The organism is Pustulibacterium marinum (assembly GCF_900116665.1).
GTDB lineage: Bacteria > Bacteroidota > Bacteroidia > Flavobacteriales > Flavobacteriaceae > Pustulibacterium > Pustulibacterium marinum.
In genome coordinates this window covers 109,323-130,068 of the sequence record NZ_FPBK01000003.1, presented here as the reverse complement: position 1 = coordinate 130,068, position 20,746 = coordinate 109,323, and the positions used below count along the sequence as shown (strand labels likewise).

At 35.7% G+C, this 20,746-nt stretch carries 25 protein-coding genes and 1 other RNA gene; 14 read left to right on the top strand and 12 right to left on the bottom strand.

What is annotated here, in order from left to right; translation table 11 throughout:
- Positions 1 to 224 precede the first annotated feature (224 nt).
- The 4 genes from BM383_RS06635 to panB all read right to left on the bottom strand — a co-directional run bounded on the left by BM383_RS06635 (position 225) and on the right by panB (position 2,344).
- Positions 225 to 917, bottom strand: a complete 693-nt coding sequence (locus tag BM383_RS06635; RefSeq protein ID WP_093024303.1) for an RluA family pseudouridine synthase — start codon at positions 915 to 917, stop codon at positions 225 to 227.
- A 65-nt stretch (positions 918 to 982) separates the two neighbouring features.
- A complete protein-coding gene (locus BM383_RS06630) occupies positions 983 to 1,339 on the bottom strand; it encodes a four helix bundle protein (protein WP_093024301.1) in 357 nt (118 codons plus the stop codon).
- Between the two features lie 35 nt (positions 1,340 to 1,374).
- Positions 1,375 to 1,521: a cupin domain-containing protein gene (locus BM383_RS06625; protein WP_093024299.1), complete on the bottom strand. Its 147-nt coding sequence runs from the start codon at positions 1,519 to 1,521 to the stop codon at positions 1,375 to 1,377.
- Between the two features lie 4 nt (positions 1,522 to 1,525).
- A complete protein-coding gene (gene panB / locus BM383_RS06620; protein WP_093024297.1) occupies positions 1,526 to 2,344 on the bottom strand; it encodes a 3-methyl-2-oxobutanoate hydroxymethyltransferase in 819 nt (272 codons plus the stop codon).
- A 60-nt stretch (positions 2,345 to 2,404) separates the two neighbouring features.
- Between panB and BM383_RS06615 the strand changes: the two genes are divergently transcribed.
- Positions 2,405 to 2,863 carry a Cif family virulence factor gene (locus BM383_RS06615; protein ID WP_093024295.1) on the top strand — a complete coding sequence of 153 codons (459 nt, stop codon included), beginning with the start codon at positions 2,405 to 2,407 and terminating at the stop codon, positions 2,861 to 2,863.
- Positions 2,864 to 2,918: 55 nt separating this feature from the next.
- Here BM383_RS06615 and BM383_RS06610 read toward each other — a convergent pair whose 3' ends face one another.
- Both BM383_RS06610 and BM383_RS06605 read right to left on the bottom strand, forming a co-directional pair.
- Positions 2,919 to 3,122 carry a hypothetical protein gene (locus BM383_RS06610; RefSeq protein WP_093024293.1) on the bottom strand — a complete coding sequence of 68 codons (204 nt, stop codon included), beginning with the start codon at positions 3,120 to 3,122 and terminating at the stop codon, positions 2,919 to 2,921.
- Positions 3,123 to 3,245: 123 nt separating this feature from the next.
- Entirely contained in the window at positions 3,246 to 3,989 is a 744-nt protein-coding gene (locus BM383_RS06605; RefSeq protein WP_143106354.1) for a hypothetical protein, read from the bottom strand.
- A 408-nt stretch (positions 3,990 to 4,397) separates the two neighbouring features.
- On the opposite strand from BM383_RS06605, the gene BM383_RS06600 reads away from it, so the two are divergent.
- The 4 genes from BM383_RS06600 (at position 4,398) to BM383_RS06585 (ending at position 7,174) form a co-directional block, all read left to right on the top strand.
- Entirely contained in the window at positions 4,398 to 4,952 is a 555-nt protein-coding gene (locus BM383_RS06600) for an NADAR family protein (RefSeq protein ID WP_093024289.1), read from the top strand.
- A 45-nt stretch (positions 4,953 to 4,997) separates the two neighbouring features.
- Positions 4,998 to 5,432, top strand: coding sequence for a hypothetical protein (locus BM383_RS06595; RefSeq protein WP_093024287.1), 435 nt, complete (start codon positions 4,998 to 5,000; stop codon positions 5,430 to 5,432).
- A gap of 61 nt (positions 5,433 to 5,493) precedes the next feature.
- On the top strand, positions 5,494 to 6,627 hold the full coding sequence (locus BM383_RS06590) for a hypothetical protein (RefSeq protein WP_093024285.1): 1,134 nt from the start codon (positions 5,494 to 5,496) through the stop codon (positions 6,625 to 6,627).
- Positions 6,617 to 7,174 carry a hypothetical protein gene (locus BM383_RS06585; protein ID WP_093024283.1) on the top strand — a complete coding sequence of 186 codons (558 nt, stop codon included), beginning with the start codon at positions 6,617 to 6,619 and terminating at the stop codon, positions 7,172 to 7,174. The genes BM383_RS06590 and BM383_RS06585 overlap by 11 nt, the downstream gene beginning before the upstream one ends.
- Positions 7,175 to 7,186: 12 nt before the next feature.
- Here the strand turns inward: BM383_RS06585 and BM383_RS06580 are convergent, their stop codons facing one another.
- Positions 7,187 to 7,843 (bottom strand): spermidine synthase, encoded by a 657-nt coding sequence (locus BM383_RS06580; protein WP_093024281.1) that lies wholly within the window; start codon positions 7,841 to 7,843, stop codon positions 7,187 to 7,189.
- A gap of 86 nt (positions 7,844 to 7,929) precedes the next feature.
- On the opposite strand from BM383_RS06580, the gene pyrR reads away from it, so the two are divergent.
- The 8 genes from pyrR (at position 7,930) to BM383_RS06540 (ending at position 14,968) form a co-directional block, all read left to right on the top strand.
- A complete protein-coding gene (gene pyrR, locus BM383_RS06575) occupies positions 7,930 to 8,469 on the top strand; it encodes a bifunctional pyr operon transcriptional regulator/uracil phosphoribosyltransferase PyrR (RefSeq protein ID WP_093024279.1) in 540 nt (179 codons plus the stop codon).
- Positions 8,470 to 8,509: 40 nt separating this feature from the next.
- Positions 8,510 to 9,436: an aspartate carbamoyltransferase catalytic subunit gene (locus BM383_RS06570; protein ID WP_093024277.1), complete on the top strand. Its 927-nt coding sequence runs from the start codon at positions 8,510 to 8,512 to the stop codon at positions 9,434 to 9,436.
- A gap of 3 nt (positions 9,437 to 9,439) precedes the next feature.
- Positions 9,440 to 9,778, top strand: coding sequence for a ribonuclease Z (locus tag BM383_RS06565; protein WP_093024275.1), 339 nt, complete (start codon positions 9,440 to 9,442; stop codon positions 9,776 to 9,778).
- Positions 9,778 to 10,683 carry a ribonuclease Z gene (locus BM383_RS06560; RefSeq protein WP_093024273.1) on the top strand — a complete coding sequence of 302 codons (906 nt, stop codon included), beginning with the start codon at positions 9,778 to 9,780 and terminating at the stop codon, positions 10,681 to 10,683. The genes BM383_RS06565 and BM383_RS06560 overlap by 1 nt, the downstream gene beginning before the upstream one ends.
- 112 nt (positions 10,684 to 10,795) lie before the next feature.
- Positions 10,796 to 11,443: a pyridoxamine 5'-phosphate oxidase gene (pdxH, locus tag BM383_RS06555; protein WP_093024271.1), complete on the top strand. Its 648-nt coding sequence runs from the start codon at positions 10,796 to 10,798 to the stop codon at positions 11,441 to 11,443.
- 1 nt (position 11,444) lies between these two features.
- Positions 11,445 to 11,930 (top strand): SixA phosphatase family protein, encoded by a 486-nt coding sequence (locus BM383_RS06550; protein ID WP_093024269.1) that lies wholly within the window; start codon positions 11,445 to 11,447, stop codon positions 11,928 to 11,930.
- A complete protein-coding gene (gene ppk1 / locus BM383_RS06545; protein ID WP_093024267.1) occupies positions 11,931 to 14,042 on the top strand; it encodes a polyphosphate kinase 1 in 2,112 nt (703 codons plus the stop codon). It abuts the gene before it with no gap.
- Positions 14,043 to 14,056: 14 nt separating this feature from the next.
- Positions 14,057 to 14,968 (top strand): Ppx/GppA phosphatase family protein, encoded by a 912-nt coding sequence (locus BM383_RS06540; protein WP_093024265.1) that lies wholly within the window; start codon positions 14,057 to 14,059, stop codon positions 14,966 to 14,968.
- A gap of 49 nt (positions 14,969 to 15,017) precedes the next feature.
- Here the strand turns inward: BM383_RS06540 and miaE are convergent, their stop codons facing one another.
- From miaE to BM383_RS06525, 3 genes are all read right to left on the bottom strand, one after another.
- Positions 15,018 to 15,599 carry a MiaE family protein gene (gene miaE / locus BM383_RS06535; RefSeq protein WP_093024263.1) on the bottom strand — a complete coding sequence of 194 codons (582 nt, stop codon included), beginning with the start codon at positions 15,597 to 15,599 and terminating at the stop codon, positions 15,018 to 15,020.
- Positions 15,600 to 15,788: 189 nt separating this feature from the next.
- Entirely contained in the window at positions 15,789 to 16,322 is a 534-nt protein-coding gene (locus BM383_RS06530; RefSeq protein ID WP_093024261.1) for a DUF1697 domain-containing protein, read from the bottom strand.
- Positions 16,322 to 18,043 carry a DNA polymerase III subunit gamma/tau gene (locus BM383_RS06525; RefSeq protein ID WP_093024259.1) on the bottom strand — a complete coding sequence of 574 codons (1,722 nt, stop codon included), beginning with the start codon at positions 18,041 to 18,043 and terminating at the stop codon, positions 16,322 to 16,324. Before BM383_RS06525 ends, BM383_RS06530 begins: the two co-directional genes overlap by 1 nt.
- Positions 18,044 to 18,176: 133 nt before the next feature.
- Between BM383_RS06525 and rnpB the strand changes: the two genes are divergently transcribed.
- Positions 18,177 to 18,467: RNase P RNA component class A (gene rnpB / locus BM383_RS06520), an RNA gene on the top strand.
- Here the strand turns inward: rnpB and BM383_RS06515 are convergent.
- Both BM383_RS06515 and BM383_RS06510 read right to left on the bottom strand, forming a co-directional pair.
- A complete protein-coding gene (locus BM383_RS06515) occupies positions 18,464 to 18,967 on the bottom strand; it encodes a GNAT family N-acetyltransferase (RefSeq protein ID WP_093024257.1) in 504 nt (167 codons plus the stop codon). The two genes, rnpB and BM383_RS06515, sit on opposite strands and share 4 nt — an antisense overlap.
- Positions 18,967 to 20,745 (bottom strand): M61 family metallopeptidase, encoded by a 1,779-nt coding sequence (locus BM383_RS06510; protein ID WP_093024255.1) that lies wholly within the window; start codon positions 20,743 to 20,745, stop codon positions 18,967 to 18,969. The genes BM383_RS06515 and BM383_RS06510 overlap by 1 nt, the downstream gene beginning before the upstream one ends.
- Position 20,746 lies beyond the last annotated feature (1 nt).

Genomic DNA, 20,746 nt, shown 5'->3' with positions numbered 1-20,746 from the left:
GCAAAAAGGGAATTACACACACTGTAATTCCCTTTTTTAATTTAACCAAACCTTCTAATGAAGTAAAACAAAACACACGAAATAAAATTTAACCAATGAATTATTTAAAACGTGTAAATTTTATGTATTCAACAATACTTCTAAATAACGGTTTTAATATGTGAATGTAAATACCCAATAGTGAGTATTTTATAAGTTGTAGTGGGTTGACTAAGTATGTGCTGTTATTCAGTTGCCTGCCATAACTTTTCATCAGGTACAGGTGCGGTAATAACCAGTTTTTCCTTGCTTACAGGATGAACTAATTCCAATTTTCTGGAATGTAAATGAATACTTCCATCTGGGTTGCTTCTGTCAAAACCATATTTTAAATCTCCTTTAATAGGGCAACCAATGGCCGATAATTGGGAGCGTATTTGATGATGACGCCCGGTTTCCAAAGCTACTTCCAACAAATAATAATGTGTCAGTTTTTGAATGACGGAATAACTTAAAATAGCTTTTTTACTATCTGGAACTTCCTTAATATGCGCATACGATTTGTTTTGTTTCGGGTTTCGCTTCATATAATGCACTAACCGATCTGTAGTTTTTGGCGGCTGATTTTTCACCAAAGCCCAATAGGTTTTTTTGGCTTCCTTCCCTGCAAATAGTTTGTTGAGTCGGGGTAGTGCTTTGGAAGTTTTTGCAAATAGTACAATACCTGTTGTGGGTCTATCCAGTCTGTGCACCACGCCCAAATATACATTTCCGGGTTTGTTGTATTTGTCTTTAAGGTATTCTTTTACTACTTCCGATAATGGTTTGTCGCCCGTTTTATCACCTTGTACAATATCTCCCGAACGTTTGTTGATCACAATAATATGATTGTCTTCATACAAAACTTGCAAGTTATGTTTGGTTGAGTGGGTGTGCATGGGAAGTATGTTAGATAGTTAGTGTATTAGATGATTAGTATTGAGGTTATTAGAAATCTAGTATGTTAGTTTGTTTTTAGTTGACTTCTGAATTTTGAGATCATTTTTACAATTTGATTGAGTTCATCCAAAATATAAGCTGTTTTTTCTTGAGGAAGAAATTTTAAATCTTCAGCAATCAAAATTTGTGTCTCCATTTCGTATGCAGAGCCAAGGGCAATCTCTAAAAATCTGGAAAATTCTTTCTGAGAAGTTCGTGAAGCACCTTCAGCAATATTTGAAGGAATTGAGACAGCGCTTCTTCTTATTTGATTTGTTAAGCCAAACTGTTCTGAACTAGGGAAATTATTGGTTTCAGTATAAATTACTGAACAAAAAATTTTGCTTCTTTTCCATATTTCTAATTCCTTGAATCTATGCATAAGCTAACATACGAACAATCTAAGATGCTAATGGTCTAAAATACTAATAATCTATAAGCTTCAAAAACATCCGGAAGCGCGTCTTGCGAAATCACTTCCTCACTACGATAAGTTTCTCTAAAAAAGCCACCTTCCGGATGCGGTTGTAGGTTTAATTTTTCTATGATTGCTTGGGCAGTCATACAATTAATATTGTTCTTGATCGCTAGGGAAGTCCTTTGCTTTTACATCTTCAACATAATGCTCAACAGCTTCGGTCATTACATCATAAAGATTGGCATATCTTCTCAAAAATCTTGGATTGAATTCGTGTGTCATACCTAGCATATCATGTACGACCAATACTTGTCCGTCTACGCCATTTCCGGCACCAATTCCTATCACAGGAATGGTTAAACTTTCGGCAACTTCTTTGGCTAGTTTGGCAGGTACTTTTTCCAAAACCACTGCAAAACATCCCATTTTTTCAAGCAATTTTGCGTCCGATTTTAGTTTCTCAGCCTCTTCTTCCTCTTTAGCTCTCACCGTGTAACTTCCGAATTTATAGATAGATTGCGGCGTTAAACCTAAATGTCCCATTACCGGAATTCCAGCATTCAGAATACGTTTAACCGATTCTTTAATTTCTTTTCCTCCTTCAATCTTAATAGCATGTGCGCCACTTTCTTTCATGATTCGAATAGAAGAACGCAAAGCTTCTTTAGGATCACTTTGGTAACTACCAAAAGGAAGGTCTACAACAACCAAAGCTCTGTTAGCTCCACGAACTACCGATGAAGCGTGGTAGATCATTTGGTCCAGTGTAATAGGTAAGGTGGTTTCGTGTCCGGCCATCGTATTACTGGCAGAGTCACCCACCAACATTACATCAAGTCCGGCATTGTCTAAGATCATAGACATGGTATAGTCATAAGCGGTCAACATAGAAATTTTCTCTCCATTGCGTTTCATTTCGCCTAACGACTTTACCGTGATTCGTTTATATTCTTTTTTTGCTACTGACATTTTTCTGTGCTTAAAATTGGGGCAAAAATACTAAATTGTAATTTTTTAAGACTGTTAATTATGAAATACCTAGTTGCTTTCTGTTGTTTTTGTAGTTTTTCATTTCAGGCTGTTGCGCAAAGCTCAGAGGAATCGGTGAAGCAAACTGTTCAAGACTTTTTCAAGGCCTTTCATGCGAAAGATACAGTAGCTCTTGCCGACTTTGCCTATGGATATGTAGAATTGCAATCCATTGGAAAAGACAAGGAGGGAAAGGTGAAATTAGATTCACAACCGTACCGCACCTTTGTAAAATCGATAGGGAGTATACCAGATCATATCAAGTTTGAAGAGCGCTTAACGGATTACATCATCAAAGTAGATGGAGATATGGCCAATGCCTGGACACCCTACGAGTTTTATATGAATGGGGAATTTAGTCACTGTGGAGTCAATTCGTTTCAATTTATAAAAATCGATACAGGTTGGAAGATTATCTATTTGGTAGATACCAAAAGAAAGGAAGGTTGTGGTGAGTAACAAAAAAGCACTACGTTTTGGGCTACGTAGCGCTTTTGTCAAGTATATAAGGGTTCTACTTGTTATTTTCTGCCTTAATTACATCGGTATCTTTTCTAGATTTGAGCATTCCTGTTCCCGATAAAAAGAATATAAATCCTAAAATAGCTAATGCCCATGGGCTTACACCAACAGCCATGCTGCCAAAGATGCCCATAATTCCCATTATCAAACTAATAGCGCCGCCTACGGCCAATATTATAGCAAGTATCTTTATCATAGCAATTTCTTTTTCTTTCTAGCCAAAGTATGCCTTAATATATGATTATAAACTTTGTTAACCATCTCTTAAGTAGTTTTTAGCATACTTTTAAACTTTTGGTTTGTTCGTAATGTAATCTATTTATGGTCGTTCAACCAGCTGTATGTGCAGTAATTGTACGGGATGTAGCTGTTTATTATTGATGCAAACAGGCTGACTATGGAGCATATCTGTATAAAAGAATATACAGCCTACTACAGCTATCACTGTTTTTGTTTTGGGCAGTGCTAGTTCCACCTCTTCTGAGGGAATAATGTAGTTTCTGTTGGGAATGTCTATTTGTAGTAATTCAGTGTTCTCGTTAGTATTGCTAATAAAAGGATTGTTTAAAAATAAGCATAATGTAGCTTTGCTAGCATTAGTTGGCCATGAAATACTAGTAGCAGCTTCACAAGAAGCTATGCAAATGCTTATCTTTCTAGAGGCGGTAATAGCACACTGGATGGAAATTCTGCAATAGTGTGAAAAGAGACTTTGTGTATTGAATTCAAACCCATTAAGATCACTGAAGGTAACATCTGCAAGTGAGCGCATGCTACCCGGTGGCATGGGCTTGGAAAGCATGCTATTGTAAAGTGTACTTCTAAAACGATATCCCATTTGACTATCTTGATACTGTAAGATAATGGACTGCCAACTGCGAACCATCTTTGAAGCTTCACTACTACATTGGCCAAAATTGGTAGCAGCTTTTTTGGTGTTTTTGGTTTGTTTTACGCCTCCCTTTCCGGGTTTAGATTGTAGAATAGTAGCGCCATTCAGTTCTTTAAAACTTACATTTCCTAAAGATCCGATGATCTTGTTGTTTGGTAATAACTTAGCCATAATTTCTGTTTTTTTGTAAAATAATGAATTGGTGTGTTCCTGTGAGTATCCTTCGGGTATCCCCTTAGGTTCCTCCATGGTAAGTCCATGGTGAGTCCATACCTAGTCCATGGTTTAGGGGTAGAAATATGGACTCAGTATACACTACAATTGTCTTGATACTACTGCAACATCTTTGGAATGTAGGGGAACTAGTAGTAATGGTCCTGGGGAAGATAACCAATGAATAGACATGAAAAAATCCCCATATGTAGGGATTTTACCTTGTTTAAGGTGACAATATTTTATAATTGTATTAACAAAAGAAGTTTAAGTTAGGGTTTCTTTAAAGTAAATTAATTCTTAGTTTCGTGGTGAAAATGAAGAAAATGATCAGTGCTTACCAAGCACTCAAGAAACCTAGTGACTATGAAAACCAACTATTCTGTGGAATGGTTAAAAGAACAATTAGTAAATGATGAAGTAAAAGACTTCTTATTGTTTGAAGGAAAAACCACAACACATCCAACAGAGGTAGATGAGCGTTGTCTAAGCCGAAAATATGAAAGTTCATTCAAAGTGAACGGCATTGTTTACAAAACAGCCGAACACTGGATGATGGCGCAAAGAGCACGCTTGTTTCACGAAGATAAATTGGCCGAAGCCATTATAGCAGCCGATAGTATTCAAAAAGTGCAACAGCTAAGTAGAGAAGTAAACGATAAAAATGAGGTAATCTGGAAAGAGCGCAGATTTGATCTGGCTGTGGAAGGAAATATTCATAAGTTTAGCCAAAACCCCGAATTAAAACGTTTCTTACTGAATACAGATGAAGATGTATTGGTAGAAGCTAACAAAAATGAAAGTGTTTGGGGTATAGGAATGGGTGTTGAAAACCCAAAAGCTACCGAAGTTTTTCAATGGAAAGGTCGCAATCTATTAGGCTTTGCGCTCATGGAAGTTAGAGACCGATTGGCAGCATAACCAAAAAAATAGTATTTTTAGCTAATAGCTTCAAATACAAAGGTTATGAATCGTATTCGTTTTTACCATTTGCATAGCATTGGGAATATAGTGTTTTCTTTTACTGTATTTCTTTGTATCATCATAGCATTGTTATATTTCTTCAATGTTATTTCAAATCCTTATGTATCTTATCTTATACCTTTTGGCTATTTTGGAATAACGGTACAGGCAACCCGTGCTTTTTGGTTTAAACATTATATTCAGTGGAATGCGGTACGCTGTACCATAAAGTTGAATGGGTATTTTGCACGTCAAAAGACCATTAGATATCGCGATTATAGTACGTTTCAATTGGCAGAAGATAAACTGCATTTCATTAGAAAAGATGGTGGGTTGGTTTCCTTTTCATTAAAGGACATTACACAGGAAGATAAGGAACGTTTACAGAATTTTTTTCAGTATTTCATGCAGCCAGACGTTAAAAAGGCTTCTTTGTAAATATAGCTATCTAAGTGCCTAAGCTTGTTTCAGATTAAGAAATAGTTGTTATATTCATTACATGAAATTAAAATGCTTGCTTATTTTATTTTTGGGTACTTTGATGCTGAATGCCCAGCAAACTATTCAGCCAAAAATTACAGCTAGAGTAGATACAACTGATATTCAAAAGAAACAGGTGTATCAATTGTATACGAACTATCTCAATTCAAATATTGATAGTATTTATAACAATCCCTATTTTAAAGAAACCAATTGGAAACCTGAATTAGGCACAAAAGATCGCAGCATCTTTTTTCTAGTAGATTTACCGGATGATCAAACGTTCCTAAAATCATATCCACCCAAAATATTACAGTTAGACAAGATTGAAGAAGGTAGGTACCAAATAAAAACTTTGTTTGATGCTTCTGGTGTGCCGGAACAATACCAGCAGTTTGTGCCTGCAGCAATCACCAAACTCTATGCAGTTGAGCAACCGGATGGTTCTTTTTTGTTAGAAAACATATTAGAGTATGACACCCAAAAATGGCAACATGAACAAGTAGGTTTTATCAACTATGTGGTGAGCCCGTTTGTGACTTTTGATAAAACACAGGCAAAAGAAGCAGTGAAGTTCTGTAAAGAACTGGCAAAGGAATTTGGATTGGGAAAGGTGCCCGAATTTAATTATTACATAGCCAACGGTAGTGATGAAATGCAAGCGCTCCTTAACTTTGAATACCTAATGAGCTACCATACCGGGTTAACCGACGTGTTTGGTAGAAAGTTATTCACTTCCTATAAAAGTCCGTTTTACAAACACGAGTTGGTACACATGCTGTTTCCGGTGAAAGGTTTGCGTCCGGCAATCATAAACGAGGGATTTGCCACTTGGTTGGGTGGTCCAAAACAGGGGATAGGTTATGAGGAAAGTTTGTTGGCTTTATCAAAACAATTTCAAGAAAATAGACCTTTGTCTTTAAATGAAATACTGAATTATGAGTATAAAAATAAGTTAGATAACAATGTGCTATACGTTACAGGAGCTACAATTTGCAAGTTGACTTACGAATCCTACGGAACCGAAGGAATTTGGGCGCTACTTAATAGTACACCAGAAAACTACCAGCAACTACTAGCAAAAATGAACAACCAATCATTTGAAGAGTTTAGCCAATATGTATTGCAATACATAACAGATTATGCAAAGTAATACCAAGAGAAGAACAGGGGTTATCAAACTTAGTTTTCAATATAGAATTTTGTTCGCGCTTTTTTATGTAGTGCTGTATACGGTAGTTACTGCACTCATGAATTACATAGCCAATCCAGCGTATTTTGAGTTTGATTTATCAGAGAAAGTAGTATTTACGCTCATGATAATTGTAATTATCGGTCTTATCAATCCATATGTGTCCGAACGTTTTGGATATCGCTTCATACTTTTATTCGGAAAAGGAATTCAACCTAAAAATCTACCGGAAGGCGAAACCGTACAAGACAGCACCATGGCAGAATTGACATTTCTTTTGAAACCTGCTGTGGGCGGAAAACTTTTTTGTACCGAAAATTATATGGTTTTTGTTCCACATGGGTTGTACAAGAACAAAGAAGTTATGGTAGTTGCATTTAGCACTATAGAAAAGGTGGAACTAAAAGATGAAACCTTGCGTATATTTTTAAATAATAGTACCGATTTTGATATACGTATGAAAGATATGGATGCTTGGTACGCTAAGTTGAGTAAACTTATGGTATGATTCTATTTTCAATTATTTCTTGCTCCCTAAAATTAGTGTATTTACTTTTTCCACTTTTGAATATACTTTTGTTTCAAATGCCTTTAAGACTTGCTGTAATTTTTGTTGCGTAGATTCAGCAGAATGATCTAGGGCAGCATTGAAAATAAATTGCCCGTTAGCGGTTAGCCTTTCATGAATCAGTTGAAAGAAATCAGAAGTGTATACCACTTCGGGTACTTCGGTATCTATGAACAAGTCAATAATGATGAGGTCATACGATTCCTGATCTTTTTTAAGAAAATCGAAGGCATCGTCTTGTACTATTTTTAGCTGCTCGTTCTCTTCAATTCCAAATTCTTCTTTGCAAATGGTAATCATTACGGGGTCTAGTTCTACTGCGGTAATGGGGTGCTGAAAATTAAAGTCTTTCTGCAATGTTTCCAGAACGCTTCCGGCTCCCAAACCAAGTAGTAGCACATTATTTACAGTATTCAGATCAATCTTTTCAAGTCCAAACTTCAGTATGTTTTGTAAAGTACCGTAAGAGTAATTGGCATTTTCAGTATCTACCATTTTCACGCCGTTGAACCAGGTTATTTCTATAACGCCACTTAGCTCCGAAACATAGGTTTTGGTAGTAATTGGATACAGGTAACTGAGCGCTTTTACAGTAGATGGCTTTTTCAAACTTTATTCGTATTTTGAATGCGACGGCTAATTTATAAATAAAAAATCCGTAATTTTACAAGCCAAATACTTTTGGAAAATTAATTATGAGTCAAAAAGTTCTTCTTACTTCAAAAGAGATCAACATCATTCTTCACCGTTTGGCTTGTCAACTTATTGAAAATCATTTAGATTTTAAAGATACAGTTCTTGTAGGGATACAGCCAAGAGGAGTGTTGCTTGCAGATAGACTAGGTCAAATTTTAAAGAATTCTTACGGTATTCAAGATTTAAAATTAGGCTATTTAGATATTACTTTTTTCCGTGATGATTTTCGCCGTAGCGGAAAACCGTTGGAAGCAAATTCTACCCAAATAGATTTTATTGTAGAAGATAAAAACGTAGTGTTTATAGATGACGTGCTGTATACAGGCCGAAGCATCCGTGCTGCATTAACTGCAATCCAATCTTTTGGTAGACCTACGAATATAGAATTACTAACGTTGATAGACAGGCGTTTTAGCCGTCATTTACCTATTCAGCCTACGTATAGAGGAAGACAAGTAGATGCCATCAACGACGAAAAAGTGATTGTACACTGGGAAGAGAAAGATGGAGAGGACAACGTGTACCTAATCAACCGATAATAAATAAACGCAACGATAACAACTATAAAGTACAAAAAGAATGAGTGAATTAAGTGTGCCACACTTATTGGGGATAAAATATATCAACGAGGCAGATATTCAGTTGATTTTTGAGACAGCCGATCAATTTAAAGAAGTGATCAACCGTCCCATTAAAAAAGTGCCTTCACTTAGAGATATTACCATTGCCAACCTGTTTTTTGAAAACAGTACACGTACCAGACTTTCCTTTGAGCTGGCTGAAAAACGTTTATCGGCAGATGTTGTAAACTTTTCTGCAGCGCAGTCTTCTGTGAAAAAAGGAGAAACGTTGATAGATACAGTAAACAATATTTTGTCTATGAAGGTAGACATGGTAGTAATGCGTCATCCAAATCCTGGAGCAGGTGTTTTCTTGTCGCAACATGTAAAAGCAAGCATTGTAAATGCCGGAGACGGAGCGCACGAACACCCAACACAAGCTTTGCTAGACTCGTATTCTATTCGTGAAAGATTAGGAGATGTAGCTGGTAAAAACGTTGTGATTGTGGGTGATATTCTACACTCGCGTGTAGCATTATCAAATATTTTTGCATTAAAATTACAAGGAGCCAATGTAAAGGTTTGCGGACCAAAAACATTGATTCCAAAATATATTACTTCATTAGGCGTTGAAGTAGAAACAGATCTTCAAAAAGCGTTGCAATGGTGCGATGTGGCCAACATGCTTCGTATTCAAAATGAACGATTGGATATTAGTTATTTTCCATCAACAAGAGAATACGTTCAGCAATATGGTTTAACCAAACCAATGCTCGACGCTTTAGACAAAGAAATTATCATCATGCACCCGGGACCTATCAACCGCGGTGTAGAAATTACAAGTGAAGTTGCCGATTCCGATCAGGCTATTATTCTTGATCAAGTAGAAAACGGAGTAGCTGTTCGGATGGCAGTAATTTATTTATTAGCATCTAAAATTAAATAAGCTATGATTTTAAGTAAAAACGATAACACCAGTATTGTAACCAACGAAAAAATGTCTGTAGGCGAATTCATTAAGAATTATAAAGAAGCCTATGAGCGCATTAAGAGTGACCATATCATCATCAACCTGTTTTCTATCAATAAACTTTCGGTAGATGATTTGTTAGAGTTTTTACCCTTGTCAAATGCACATCGCGAGCGCAATAAATCGTTTGTTATTGTAGCTTCTGATATTTCTTACGACGACCTTCCAGATGAGTTGGAAGTAGTACCAACTTTGCAAGAAGCGCATGATATCATAGAAATGGAAGAAATAGAGCGCGATTTAGACTTTGATGCATAATGAAGGTTACCATCCTAGGTTGTTATAGCGCTACTCCCCGAACATTGAACAATCCTACCGCTCAGGTATTGGAAATCAATAATCGTATCTTTTTGATAGATTGTGGAGAGGGAACGCAGGTACAACTTAGAAAAAATAAAATCAAATTCAATCGCATTAAACATGTATTTATATCACATTTACATGGCGATCATTTCTTTGGTTTGCCCGGGTTGGTATCTACTTTTCAAATGCTAGGCCGGGAAACCGAATTACATATCTACGGGCCAAAAGGTATCAAAGAGGCTATTTTATTGTATTTAAAATTAGGAAATTCCTATACCACATATCCATTGTATTTTCATGAGTTGACTTCCAAGGATTCTGAAGTAATTCTGGATGATGAACGAGTAACGGTGCAAACCATTCCTTTATCGCATCGTGTATATACCAACGGATTTTTGTTTACCGAAAAACCAAAAGAACGTAAGCTAGACATCAATGCTGTTTTAAATTACGAGATTGATAAATGTTATTATCAAAATATCAAAAACGGGAAGGATGTTACTTTGGAAGACGGTACTGTAATATCTAATGAAAAATTGACATTTGATCCACCATCAGCAAAGAGTTATGCGTTTTGTAGTGATACCAAATACAAGCCGGATATTATTCCGTTAATCAAAGGTGTTACCGCTTTATATCACGAAGCAACTTTCTTGGACAAGCATAAACATCTTTGTGAACATACCAAGCATTCCACTGCAAAACAAGCAGGTATGATTGCGAGCGAAGCTGAAGCTAAAAACTTAATCTTAGGCCATTATTCTACTCGCTATGATGGGCAAGAAGCTTTTAAAGAAGAAGCAGCTGAGGTTTTTCCTTCCGTTGCATTGGCTCAAGATGGAAAAGTGTTTGAATTTTGATATTAATTGGATGCCGATCTTTTGTAAATTCTTCTTAAAAATACGGTAAAGACTACTATTACTACTTTTAAAACAAACCAAGAACTCGTACCTTGCTTACAAAATACGAGTCATGCAAAAAGATCTTAGCGACTATAGAAAGACATACGATAAAAGTGAACTTACCGAACAGGAAGTTTCAGATAATCCGTTACAATTGTTTCAAACTTGGTTTTATGAAGTAGAAGCTTCAGATTCTGTTGATGAAGCCAATGCCATGAGTGTAGCAACTATTGGCGCTGATGGTTTTCCTAAAACGCGCGTGGTTTTATTAAAAAAATATACACACGAAGGTTTTATATTCTACACGAATTACGAAAGTGAAAAGGGAAAAGCCATAGCAGAAAATCCAAATGTATGTTTGTCTTTCTTTTGGCCGGGAATGGAACGCCAAATCATTATAAAGGGAAAGGCTGAAAAAGTATCAGAAAATATGTCTGATGGTTATTTTGAATCGCGCCCGCACGGAAGTCAGTTAGGAGCTTTGGTATCGCATCAAAGTAGTGTCATTGCTAACCGAGCTGTATTAGAAGACGAATTACAATCACTAGAAACTCAGTTTGAAGGAAAACACGTTCCAAGGCCATCACATTGGGGAGGTTATTTGGTACGACCAGAAAGTATGGAGTTTTGGCAAGGGCGTCCAAATCGTTTGCATGATAGGCTTCGCTATACGTTACAAGAAGATTTTGATTGGAAATTAGAACGACTAGCTCCGTAGTATGAAAAATCTCATTTTAATAAGACATGGTAAATCATCTTGGAAGTATGATGTTCCCGATGAAATGCGTCCGCTTAAATCCAGAGGAAAAATGGATGGAGCGCTTATTGGAAAAGAGTTGAAATCATATCAACTTTCTATTGATGCCATCTTTTCAAGTCCAGCAAATAGAGCTTTCAGCACCTGTAAATTAATTTGTGAAGCATTAGAGTATCCTTTAGAAAAAGTAACAAAAGAAGAGGAACTTTATGATTTTGGTGGACAACGTGTACTTCGTTTTATTAAAAACTTGTCAGATAATTTAAATACCGTTTTGCTTTTTGGACATAATCATGCATTCACGGCTTTGGCAAATACGTTGGGCAATCAGCATATTGCAAATGTACCTACGACTGGAGTAGTTTGGTTGCAATTTTCCGAAGAGAAATGGAGCGAAATCTCGCAAGGAATCACAAAAAATAGTATATTTCCTAAGGAATTAAAGTAAATGGATAAGGTAAAAAATCAATACATAAATAGAGAAATTAGCTGGTTGCAGTTCAATGCCAGGGTTTTACAGGAAGCTGCAGATCCCAAAGTGCCTTTGTTAGATAGGTTACGTTTTATTGGTATTTTCTCAAATAACTTAGATGAATTCTTCAAAGTACGTTATGCAACTGTAAAAAGGATTGCCCTTTCATCTGAGACCGGCGAAAATTTCTTAGGTGGTAGAGCTGCGAAGGATTTGCTGGAGGATATTACGGAGATTGTAATCAAGCAACAATCTGAGAGTTTGGATATTCTAGATGATATTCACCATCAATTGCGTGATGAAAATATATTTATCATCAACGAAACCGAAGTAGAAGAGGCTGTGCATAAGAATTTTATCAAAAATTATTATGTAGATAAAGTTGCACCTGCTTTGGTGACTATTATCTTGAACGATCTTAATGAATTTCCGGTATTGAAGGATAGTGCAGCATACTTAGCTGTGAAAATGACGCTGAAAAATACCGAAAAAAATAGTGGTGTAAAACGACTTTTAAAACCGGTTTCCGTTAAGAAAGATAATAAATATGCCTTGATAGAAATTCCACGAACTATCGACAGGTTTATTGTATTGCCAAAAGTAGGGGAGCGCAGTTACATTATCATGTTAGATGATTTAATCAGGTATTCTTTGAATAGTATTTTTAGCATTTTTGAGTACGAAGATATTTCGGCATATATGATAAAAATAACCAGAGATGCAGAATTAGATATTGATAATGATCTAAGTATGAGTTTTATAGAGAAAATTCATAGTAGTGTTAAAGGAAGAAGTAGTAGTGAGCCAGTTCGTTTTGTGTATGATGAAGATCTTGAAAAAGATACATTAAAATATCTTATGCAGAAAATGGGAATTGATAATACTGATAGTGTAATACCAGGAGGTCGCTACCATTTCCGTAGAGATTATATGGGATTCCCAAGTTTGGGTAGAACAGACTTGTTGTACAATTCCTATCCGCCGTTACCTATCAAGGATGTGGATATGGAAGGAAGTATTCTTTCCAAAATTGCTGAAAAAGATTTTCTTCAATATACACCATATCATACGTTTTCTTATGTGATAAGATTTTTGCGAGAGGCTGCTTTGGATCCACAGGTTAAAACCATTAAAATTACCATTTATCGTTTGGCAAAACTTTCTCAGGTAGCTAGTTCATTGATAAATGCGGTGAAGAATGGAAAAAAAGTAACCGTTCAAATAGAATTGCAGGCACGTTTTGATGAGGAAGCCAATATAGAATATGCAGAGGTTTTACAGTCGGAAGGAATTAACCTTCGTTTTGGTGTTCCAGGGTTAAAAGTTCACAGTAAAATTTGTGTAATTGAACGTGAAGAAGCAGGAAAAATTAAACGATACGGATTCATTAGTACCGGAAATTTTAATGAGTCTACTGCAAAAATATATACTGATTATACACTTTTCACTGCGCATCAGCCTATTCTAAAAGAGGTGAATAAAGTCTTTGAGTTTTTTGAAACCAACTACAGAATTCATCGCTATAAACATTTGATTGTTTCACCACATTATACCAAAAGCTCTTTTTCAAAATTAATCAAGACTGAGATTAAGAATGCAAAAGAGGGGAAACCTGCTTGGATAAAACTGAAGATGAACAGTATTACCAGTTATAAAATGGTAGATAAACTCTACGAGGCTAGTAGAGCAGGAGTAAAGATTCAAATGATTGTTCGTGGTGTTTGTTGCTTAATTCCCGGAGTTCCTGGAATGAGTGAAAATATCGAAGTCATTAGTGTGGTTGATAAATTTTTAGAGCATCCACGTTTGTATATTTTTGGGAATAATAATGATCCAAAATTCTATATTTCTTCCGCCGATTGGATGACCAGAAATATAGAAAATAGAGTGGAAGTTTCGTGCCCTATTTATGATGAAAGTATCAAGCATGAATTATTAGATACCTTTGAAATTTGCTGGAGTGATAATGTAAAAGCCCGAATTATTTCAGAAAAACAAGATAATGCATATAGAGTGAATGATTTGCCAAAGGTACGTTCGCAATTTGCAACGTACGAGTATTATCTTAAGAAAAACCGAGTAGTTTAATATAATTTGAAAGTATGAGAGTAAGAAAGTTTGCCGCTATAGATATAGGTTCTAATGCCGTAAGGCTATTAATTTCAAATGTTTTGGAAACCGATAATAAACCACCAACTTTTTCAAAAAGTAGTTTGGTACGGGTTCCCATCCGTTTAGGTACCGATGTTTTTTTAAACGGAAAAGTATCTGATGAGAACTCCGATCGTTTGTTAGAATCCATGCAAGCTTTCAAAATACTAATGAAAGTACATAAGGTAGAAGATTACCGTGCTTGTGCTACATCGGCCATGCGAGAAGCAAAAAATGGAGCAGATCTTGCAAAGACGATTAAAAAGAAAACCGGAGTTAATATAGAAATTATAGACGGTTCTGATGAAGCGGCAATCATTGCAGCTACCGATTTGAAAACTTTGATAGAAGGCGATAAAAATTACTTGTATGTTGATGTTGGTGGAGGTAGTACAGAGTTTACTGTTTATGCTCAGGGCGAAACAGTAGCTTCAAAATCTTTCAAAATAGGTACAGTTCGTTTGTTAAATGAAACCGTGAGTCATGATACTTGGATTGAAGTTGAAAACTGGATCAAAGAACATACAAAAGGTTTTGAAGACGTAGCATTGATTGGATCTGGTGGAAACATCAATAAGATTTTCAAAATTTCTGGTAAGAAGGAAGGTGCCGCATTAACCTATTCTTACATCAGTAGTTATTATCAGTTCTTAATGTCGTTTTCTTATGAGGAACGAATTTCTGTTCTTGGTTTGAATCAAGACCGTGCAGATGTTATTATTCCGGCAGCAAGAATTTATATGAATGCCATGAAATGGAGTAGAGCTAAAAAAATCTATGTTCCAAAAATTGGACTTTCAGATGGTATTGTAAAAAGTTTATATTACAGCCAAGAAGAGCAGACGGCATCGGAAAATAAATAAATAAAAAAGCGCCCTATTAGGCGCTTTTTTATTTTATAAAGTGAACGATTTATCCGTGCATAGTTTCTTTGGTTCCCAATTCTTTCATGATTTCGGCTTCAAAAGTTAACAAATCTTGCCATTTTTTGTCAACCTCTTCTCGGTCTCCGTATTTACGTGCAAACCCTAAAAACATAGTGTAGTGGTTAGCTTCGCTCGCCATCAAGTTTCGGTAGAATTCAGCCAATTCTTGATCTGCAATTTGCTCGGAAAGTAATCGGAAACGTTCACAACTTCTAGCTTCAATTAATGCCGCATATAAAAGCTTGTGAATCATAAACGTTGTTCTGCTTCCGCCTTTCGGGAAAAAGGTCATCAGTTTATTTACATATTCGTCTTTTCTATCTCTTCCCAGCGTCCAGCCACGAGCAATAATTTTGTCATGTACCATTTTAAAATGACTGATTTCTTCCTTTACCAAAGCTGTCATTTCTTGAACCAAATCAGTATATTCAGGGAAAAGTACTATGAAAGAAATGGCTGTTGAAGTTGCTTTTTGTTCGCAAAAAGCGTGGTCTGTCAATATTTCGTGAATGTTTTTTTCTACAATATTTACCCATCTTGGGTCGGTAGGCAATTTTAAACCAAGCATAATTCCTGTTTTTTACAAAAATAGTAAAATTGAGAAAAGTTCTTTTGGGATAGTTAATTTGTTTCAGAACAAAAAAAAGCATCTCCTAAGCTTATCAGGAAATGCTTCTCTTCATCATGGCAAAGTATATAGATTGCAATTTTTTCTACTATGTAGATGTACTGATGAAAAAAAGGTTGCGTGAAAATTTTAAGAAACTAGAGAAAATAGTTTATTCGTAGTATTCCAATTTCTGGTAGTTGCCGAAATTCCAAGTTTTCCTTCTATAATTTTATTGGTAAGTTTAGTTTTTCCAGCCGAAATACCAAAGTAAATATACAGTACATCGTCTATGATTTTGAATTGATCTTCACCAAATTGAAGTTGCTCAAAATCTTTTTGTTTGCTAGTATCTGGAATTTCTTGAAAGTACGAAATGTACATTTTTTTCGGGTCGAAATCTTTTAGGGAAAGAAAAGGATTCTGACGGATAATGGTTTCCAGTTGTGCTGGAGTTTTTATAATTACCGAAACATTTTTAGTTTGAAATTGAATTTCAATTGCTTTTTCTAAAACTGAAACATCAGGTTTCGATGTACTTTTGAAAATAATATTCCCACTTTGAATATACGTTTTCACCTCTGAAAAACCCAAGTTTTCCCAAAATGAACGTAATTCTGCCATTTTGATAATATTGGTTCCAGAGACATTGATGCTTCGTAAAAGACAAATATAAGTTTGCATTACAAATCGAGATCAAATTCTTTGCGTAACAAATCGATTACCGGATTGGTTTCGCGCAGCTTTTCATACTTCTCTTGTGGCGTGAAAATAAATTTTTTGGCAGTTTCTTCGTTTACCGTAATGTGTAAAGAAATATCATAGTTTTTCAGCTTTTTCTTTAAGTATGCTAACAATGCATTTTGCTGATTAATGATATCGTGCTTAATACCATCGTTTGGAGATTCTATCCAAATGGTAGTTGGGTTTTTCATTCGTGGCGTATCAACCGTTAAGTTAGAAGCCATGATTTTTTTACCATCTTTTTCAAGCTTTGCAACATACTTGTTCCAATATTCTTGCATTTCTTCTTCGGTAAATTTTTCACGAGGAAGGTTTTCTTCGTCTACAATATCTTCAACTCTATTTTTCTCTAGTTCCTTTTTAGCTTTGATGCTCTTCAAGGAAAACCCAGATACACCTTTCGGCATATTTTTCAGATCTATTTTTGGAGCTGCTGGTTTTGAAACCGGAGTAGGAATAGGTTCTTTTACCGCTTGTGGAGTGGTTGTTTCAGTAATTGTTGGCGGAATGGCATTGGTTGGAGCAACTTCTTTTACAGGAACTTTTTCTGTATTGATGAAAAAAGTAGCCGGAATTATGAAGGGTTTACCATTTTTTTTTTCTCCATCATAAGTGATGGAGGCCAATTGCATTAAACAAAGCTCAATGAGCAAACGCTGATTTTTACTGGTTTTGTAATTGAGATCGCATTCGTTGGCAAGTTTGAGTGCTTCCAATAAAAATGGCATGGAAGTTTTTCTACTTTGTTCCGCATATTTTTGTTGGGCTTCTTCACCAACTTCTAGTAACGGAATGGTAGCTTCATTTTTACAAACCATTAAATCTCTAAAATGACTTGCTAAACCACTTACAAAGTGATGCGCATCAAAACCTCTACTTAAAATCTCATTGAACTGCAACATCAAATCAGGAATTTTATTTTCCAGGATGAATTCAGTTGCGGTAAAATAGGTTTCAAAATCTAAAACATTCAGGTTTTCTGTAACCGCTTGTCGCGTTAAATATTTTCCGGAAAAAGAAACCACTCGGTCAAAGATAGAAAGTGCATCGCGCATGGCACCATCAGCCTTTTGAGCAATAACATGTAATGCATCGTCTTCGGCTTCAATTCCCTGTTCTTCGGCAATGTATTTCAAATATTCTTTTGCGTCTGTAACAGTAATTCTCTTAAAATCGAAAATTTGACATCGCGAAAGAATCGTAGGTATAATCTTGTGTTTTTCGGTAGTCGCTAAAATAAAAATAGCGTGTTTTGGCGGTTCTTCCAGTGTCTTCAAAAAAGCATTGAAAGCTGCAGAAGACAACATGTGAACCTCGTCAATGATATACACTTTGTATTTTCCTACCTGTGGTGGAATTCTAACCTGATCAATTAAATTTCTAATATCATCTACTGAATTATTAGAAGCGGCATCAAGCTCAAAGATATTAAATGCAAAATCTTCATCTTCCCGCTCTGTACCATCACTATTGATCATTTTCGCAAGAATACGTGCGCACGTAGTTTTACCAACGCCACGAGGACCACAAAACAATAAAGCTTGCGCTAAATGATTATTGTCTATAGCGTTTAATAAAGTATTTGTAATGGCTTTTTGGCCAACTACATCTTTAAAAGTTTGCGGACGGTATTTTCTTGCTGATACAACAAAGTGTTCCATAGTGGCAAATATAGAAAATGAGTGGTTAAAATGGTAGGCGTAAAATCTGATTTTATAGGGTAGTTATCAACATAGGAAATTTCTTTTAGAAGTATTTAAAAAGCTTCAGTTTAAAAAACTACTTTTGCAGCAGAAAGCAGGCTATCTTATCGCTTGGTAACAAGAGGAAAGTCCGGACACCATAGAGCAAGCATAGCGGCTAACGGCCGTCCGTCGTGAGGCGAGGACAAGTGCAACAGAAAGGATGTACAGGTAATGCTGTAGTGAAATCAGGTAAACTCTATGCGGTGCAACGCCATGTAAACCAATGTTTGAGGGCTGCTCGTCCGATGTTGGAGGGTAGGCGGTTTGAATTTGCAGGTAACTGTAAATCTAGATAAATGATAAGGCTTTGACAGAATCCGGCTTACGGCCTGCTTTTTATTTTAAGAGTAATTGCATAAAGACCAAATCTAACCAGCGGTCAAATTTTCTTCCGGCTTGCGGAAATCTCCCTGCTTCTTTAAATCCGAATTTTTTATGAAATGCAATGCTGGAAGTGTTTTCAGCATCAATCCCTGCAATCATACAATGAAAACCATCTTTAGTAGCTCTTTCAATTAAAGCTTGCAACATGATTTTTCCAAGTCCTTTTCCCTGATGCTCTGGATGTACGTAGACTGAATGCTCTACAGTAAATTGAAAACCTGCAAATGGGCGAAACGTTCCATAGGTTCCGTAAGCCATGATGATGTCATTTTCTTCAATAATAAAAACCGGAAAATTGTTCAACAGTTTATCTTGAAACCATTGTTGAAATTGACTTTGAGATTGTTCTTCGTAATGATAGATTGCCGTTGTATTTTTAATAGCATCATTCAAAATCCATAGTATCTGTGGAAGATCTTTTTCTTGGGCTTCACGTATGTTAAAATGGTTAGCCATTAATTACGTAACCAATTTTCTCTGAATTTCTTTTGAGCTTTTGTAGCATTTGGGTCTAAAGTCATTTTATAAGAAGGATAACTTTTACTACCTAAAGTAAGTTTCAAAGTCTTTTCTCCAGTTCTTCTCTTTATTTTGATAGTAATGGTTTCATTAGGATTCAATGCAGCCTCAACTGTATTTATAGAATTATCCTTTGAATAGGGCTTTCCGTTTATTTCTAAGATTTCATCCTTCACGCTCAAGCCAGCACGTTCTGCAGGAGAACCGAATTCAATAAAAGAAATTGTAGTTCCATTAGTTTGAATACCTGTAAAACATTTTGATATTGGTTGCGGAGTTGTATCAATTAGGATTCCCGCGTAATCCAAGTATTTTTGATAATCAATTTTTTCTGTAGAAGTGGTTAACTTGAAAAAGTTATCTAAACTAGATGTAGCAAATTTTTCGCAAGCTAGTTGAAATTCATCATCAGTAAATCCTCTGTTTAATTCTTTATGATAGTGGTTATATAGATAGCGTATCACATTATCTAGCGAATTTTTATTTTCGGATGCATGACGAATTTCTAAATCTAAAATCATAGTCAAGGCACATCCAATATTGTAATATGAAATGGTGGTGTTATTGGTATGATTGGAATTACTGAAAAAACTATTCCATGTATCAAAACTTGAATCAGCAGCAGATTCAAATTGTCTCCCAGGAATATTTTCAAAAGCTTTGATAGTCCCTGAAATCATGTCTAAAGTTTTCTGAGTATTGATAATTCCGGCTTTATTTAGAATCATATATTCGTAATAAACGGTTCCACCTTCGGAAAACCAAAGCATGGGTGTATGTACTTCATGATCATAGTCAAACGGACCTAATTCTATTGGTCGTATTGATTTTACATTGTATAAATGAAAATATTCATGGGCAATAAAAGAAAGCCAGTTGATATAGCCATCGTTATTACCTACAGTATATTTTTCGGTATTGTTGTAAACAGCCATAGAGTTTAAATGCTCTAAACCACCATAGCCTTTTCCCATGAAGAGAAAAGCATATTTTGTATATGGAATATCACCAATAATCCCAGATCCTGTTTCAATGATTTTTTTAAGATCTTTTACATAATTAGATTTCTCAGAAATATCTAGGTACGGAGGGTTTTCCATGGCCATTTCATAGGATATTCCGTTTAGATCGAATGATGATGTAGCTACATCACCGGCAAGCAATGGGCTGTCATATAAAACATCAAAATCTTTAGCAAAATAAGTGTTTTCGGTTTCTTTGATTTTGGATAATCCTGTAGTGATACTTTTCCAACTTTTGAAAGGAATGACTTTTAAAGTTACTGACTGTTCTTTGTTTTCTGGATATAAGAAGAGTCCTGTTGGGCACATAAAAGCTCTACCGTCATCTAAAAAGGGATGTGCAACGGAACGTTCAAACGCATAAACATCATAAGTTATTTGAACGGTTTTACTGCCATTTGTAATAACCTTGAACGTATTTTTATTGGTTTTAAATAACGATAATTCTTGAGTAGTAGTATTTGCTTCAAAAGACTTTATGTTTTTAGCGTGATCTAGAATTAGATAATAACCAGGTGTCCAAACTGGCATTTTGAGTGTTAGTGTATCTTGATCTATGTTATTTATTTCAAGACTTATATGATAATAATGCGTGTTTGGATCTTCAGTAGAAATGGTGTAATTATAGTTTGCAGATTGGCCATAGCTGATGGCGAACATAAATAAGCTCAAAAGGGGGAATAAGTGCTTCATA

What these genes read in the sequence shown, in the direction of transcription:
- BM383_RS06570 (WP_093024277.1), top strand. Translation starts at nt 8,510, where the DNA reads ATGAGTGAATTAAGTGTGCCACACTTATTGGGGATAAAATATATCAAC.
- panB (WP_093024297.1), bottom strand. Translation starts at nt 2,344, where the DNA reads ATGTCAGTAGCAAAAAAAGAATATAAACGAATCACGGTAAAGTCGTTA.
- BM383_RS06625 (WP_093024299.1), bottom strand. Translation starts at nt 1,521, where the DNA reads ATGACTGCCCAAGCAATCATAGAAAAATTAAACCTACAACCGCATCCG.
- BM383_RS06635 (WP_093024303.1), bottom strand. Translation starts at nt 917, where the DNA reads ATGCACACCCACTCAACCAAACATAACTTGCAAGTTTTGTATGAAGAC.
- BM383_RS06540 (WP_093024265.1), top strand. Translation starts at nt 14,057, where the DNA reads ATGAGAGTAAGAAAGTTTGCCGCTATAGATATAGGTTCTAATGCCGTA.
- BM383_RS06615 (WP_093024295.1), top strand. Translation starts at nt 2,405, where the DNA reads ATGAAATACCTAGTTGCTTTCTGTTGTTTTTGTAGTTTTTCATTTCAG.
- BM383_RS06550 (WP_093024269.1), top strand. Translation starts at nt 11,445, where the DNA reads ATGAAAAATCTCATTTTAATAAGACATGGTAAATCATCTTGGAAGTAT.
- BM383_RS06565 (WP_093024275.1), top strand. Translation starts at nt 9,440, where the DNA reads ATGATTTTAAGTAAAAACGATAACACCAGTATTGTAACCAACGAAAAA.
- BM383_RS06590 (WP_093024285.1), top strand. Translation starts at nt 5,494, where the DNA reads ATGAAATTAAAATGCTTGCTTATTTTATTTTTGGGTACTTTGATGCTG.
- miaE (WP_093024263.1), bottom strand. Translation starts at nt 15,599, where the DNA reads ATGCTTGGTTTAAAATTGCCTACCGACCCAAGATGGGTAAATATTGTA.
- BM383_RS06560 (WP_093024273.1), top strand. Translation starts at nt 9,778, where the DNA reads ATGAAGGTTACCATCCTAGGTTGTTATAGCGCTACTCCCCGAACATTG.
- BM383_RS06605 (WP_143106354.1), bottom strand. Translation starts at nt 3,989, where the DNA reads ATGGCTAAGTTATTACCAAACAACAAGATCATCGGATCTTTAGGAAAT.
- BM383_RS06585 (WP_093024283.1), top strand. Translation starts at nt 6,617, where the DNA reads ATGCAAAGTAATACCAAGAGAAGAACAGGGGTTATCAAACTTAGTTTT.
- ppk1 (WP_093024267.1), top strand. Translation starts at nt 11,931, where the DNA reads ATGGATAAGGTAAAAAATCAATACATAAATAGAGAAATTAGCTGGTTG.
- pdxH (WP_093024271.1), top strand. Translation starts at nt 10,796, where the DNA reads ATGCAAAAAGATCTTAGCGACTATAGAAAGACATACGATAAAAGTGAA.
- BM383_RS06595 (WP_093024287.1), top strand. Translation starts at nt 4,998, where the DNA reads ATGAATCGTATTCGTTTTTACCATTTGCATAGCATTGGGAATATAGTG.
- pyrR (WP_093024279.1), top strand. Translation starts at nt 7,930, where the DNA reads ATGAGTCAAAAAGTTCTTCTTACTTCAAAAGAGATCAACATCATTCTT.
- BM383_RS06610 (WP_093024293.1), bottom strand. Translation starts at nt 3,122, where the DNA reads ATGATAAAGATACTTGCTATAATATTGGCCGTAGGCGGCGCTATTAGT.
- BM383_RS06510 (WP_093024255.1), bottom strand. Translation starts at nt 20,745, where the DNA reads ATGAAGCACTTATTCCCCCTTTTGAGCTTATTTATGTTCGCCATCAGC.
- BM383_RS06525 (WP_093024259.1), bottom strand. Translation starts at nt 18,043, where the DNA reads ATGGAACACTTTGTTGTATCAGCAAGAAAATACCGTCCGCAAACTTTT.
- BM383_RS06630 (WP_093024301.1), bottom strand. Translation starts at nt 1,339, where the DNA reads ATGCATAGATTCAAGGAATTAGAAATATGGAAAAGAAGCAAAATTTTT.
- BM383_RS06515 (WP_093024257.1), bottom strand. Translation starts at nt 18,967, where the DNA reads ATGGCTAACCATTTTAACATACGTGAAGCCCAAGAAAAAGATCTTCCA.
- BM383_RS06530 (WP_093024261.1), bottom strand. Translation starts at nt 16,322, where the DNA reads ATGCAAACTTATATTTGTCTTTTACGAAGCATCAATGTCTCTGGAACC.
- BM383_RS06600 (WP_093024289.1), top strand. Translation starts at nt 4,398, where the DNA reads ATGAAAACCAACTATTCTGTGGAATGGTTAAAAGAACAATTAGTAAAT.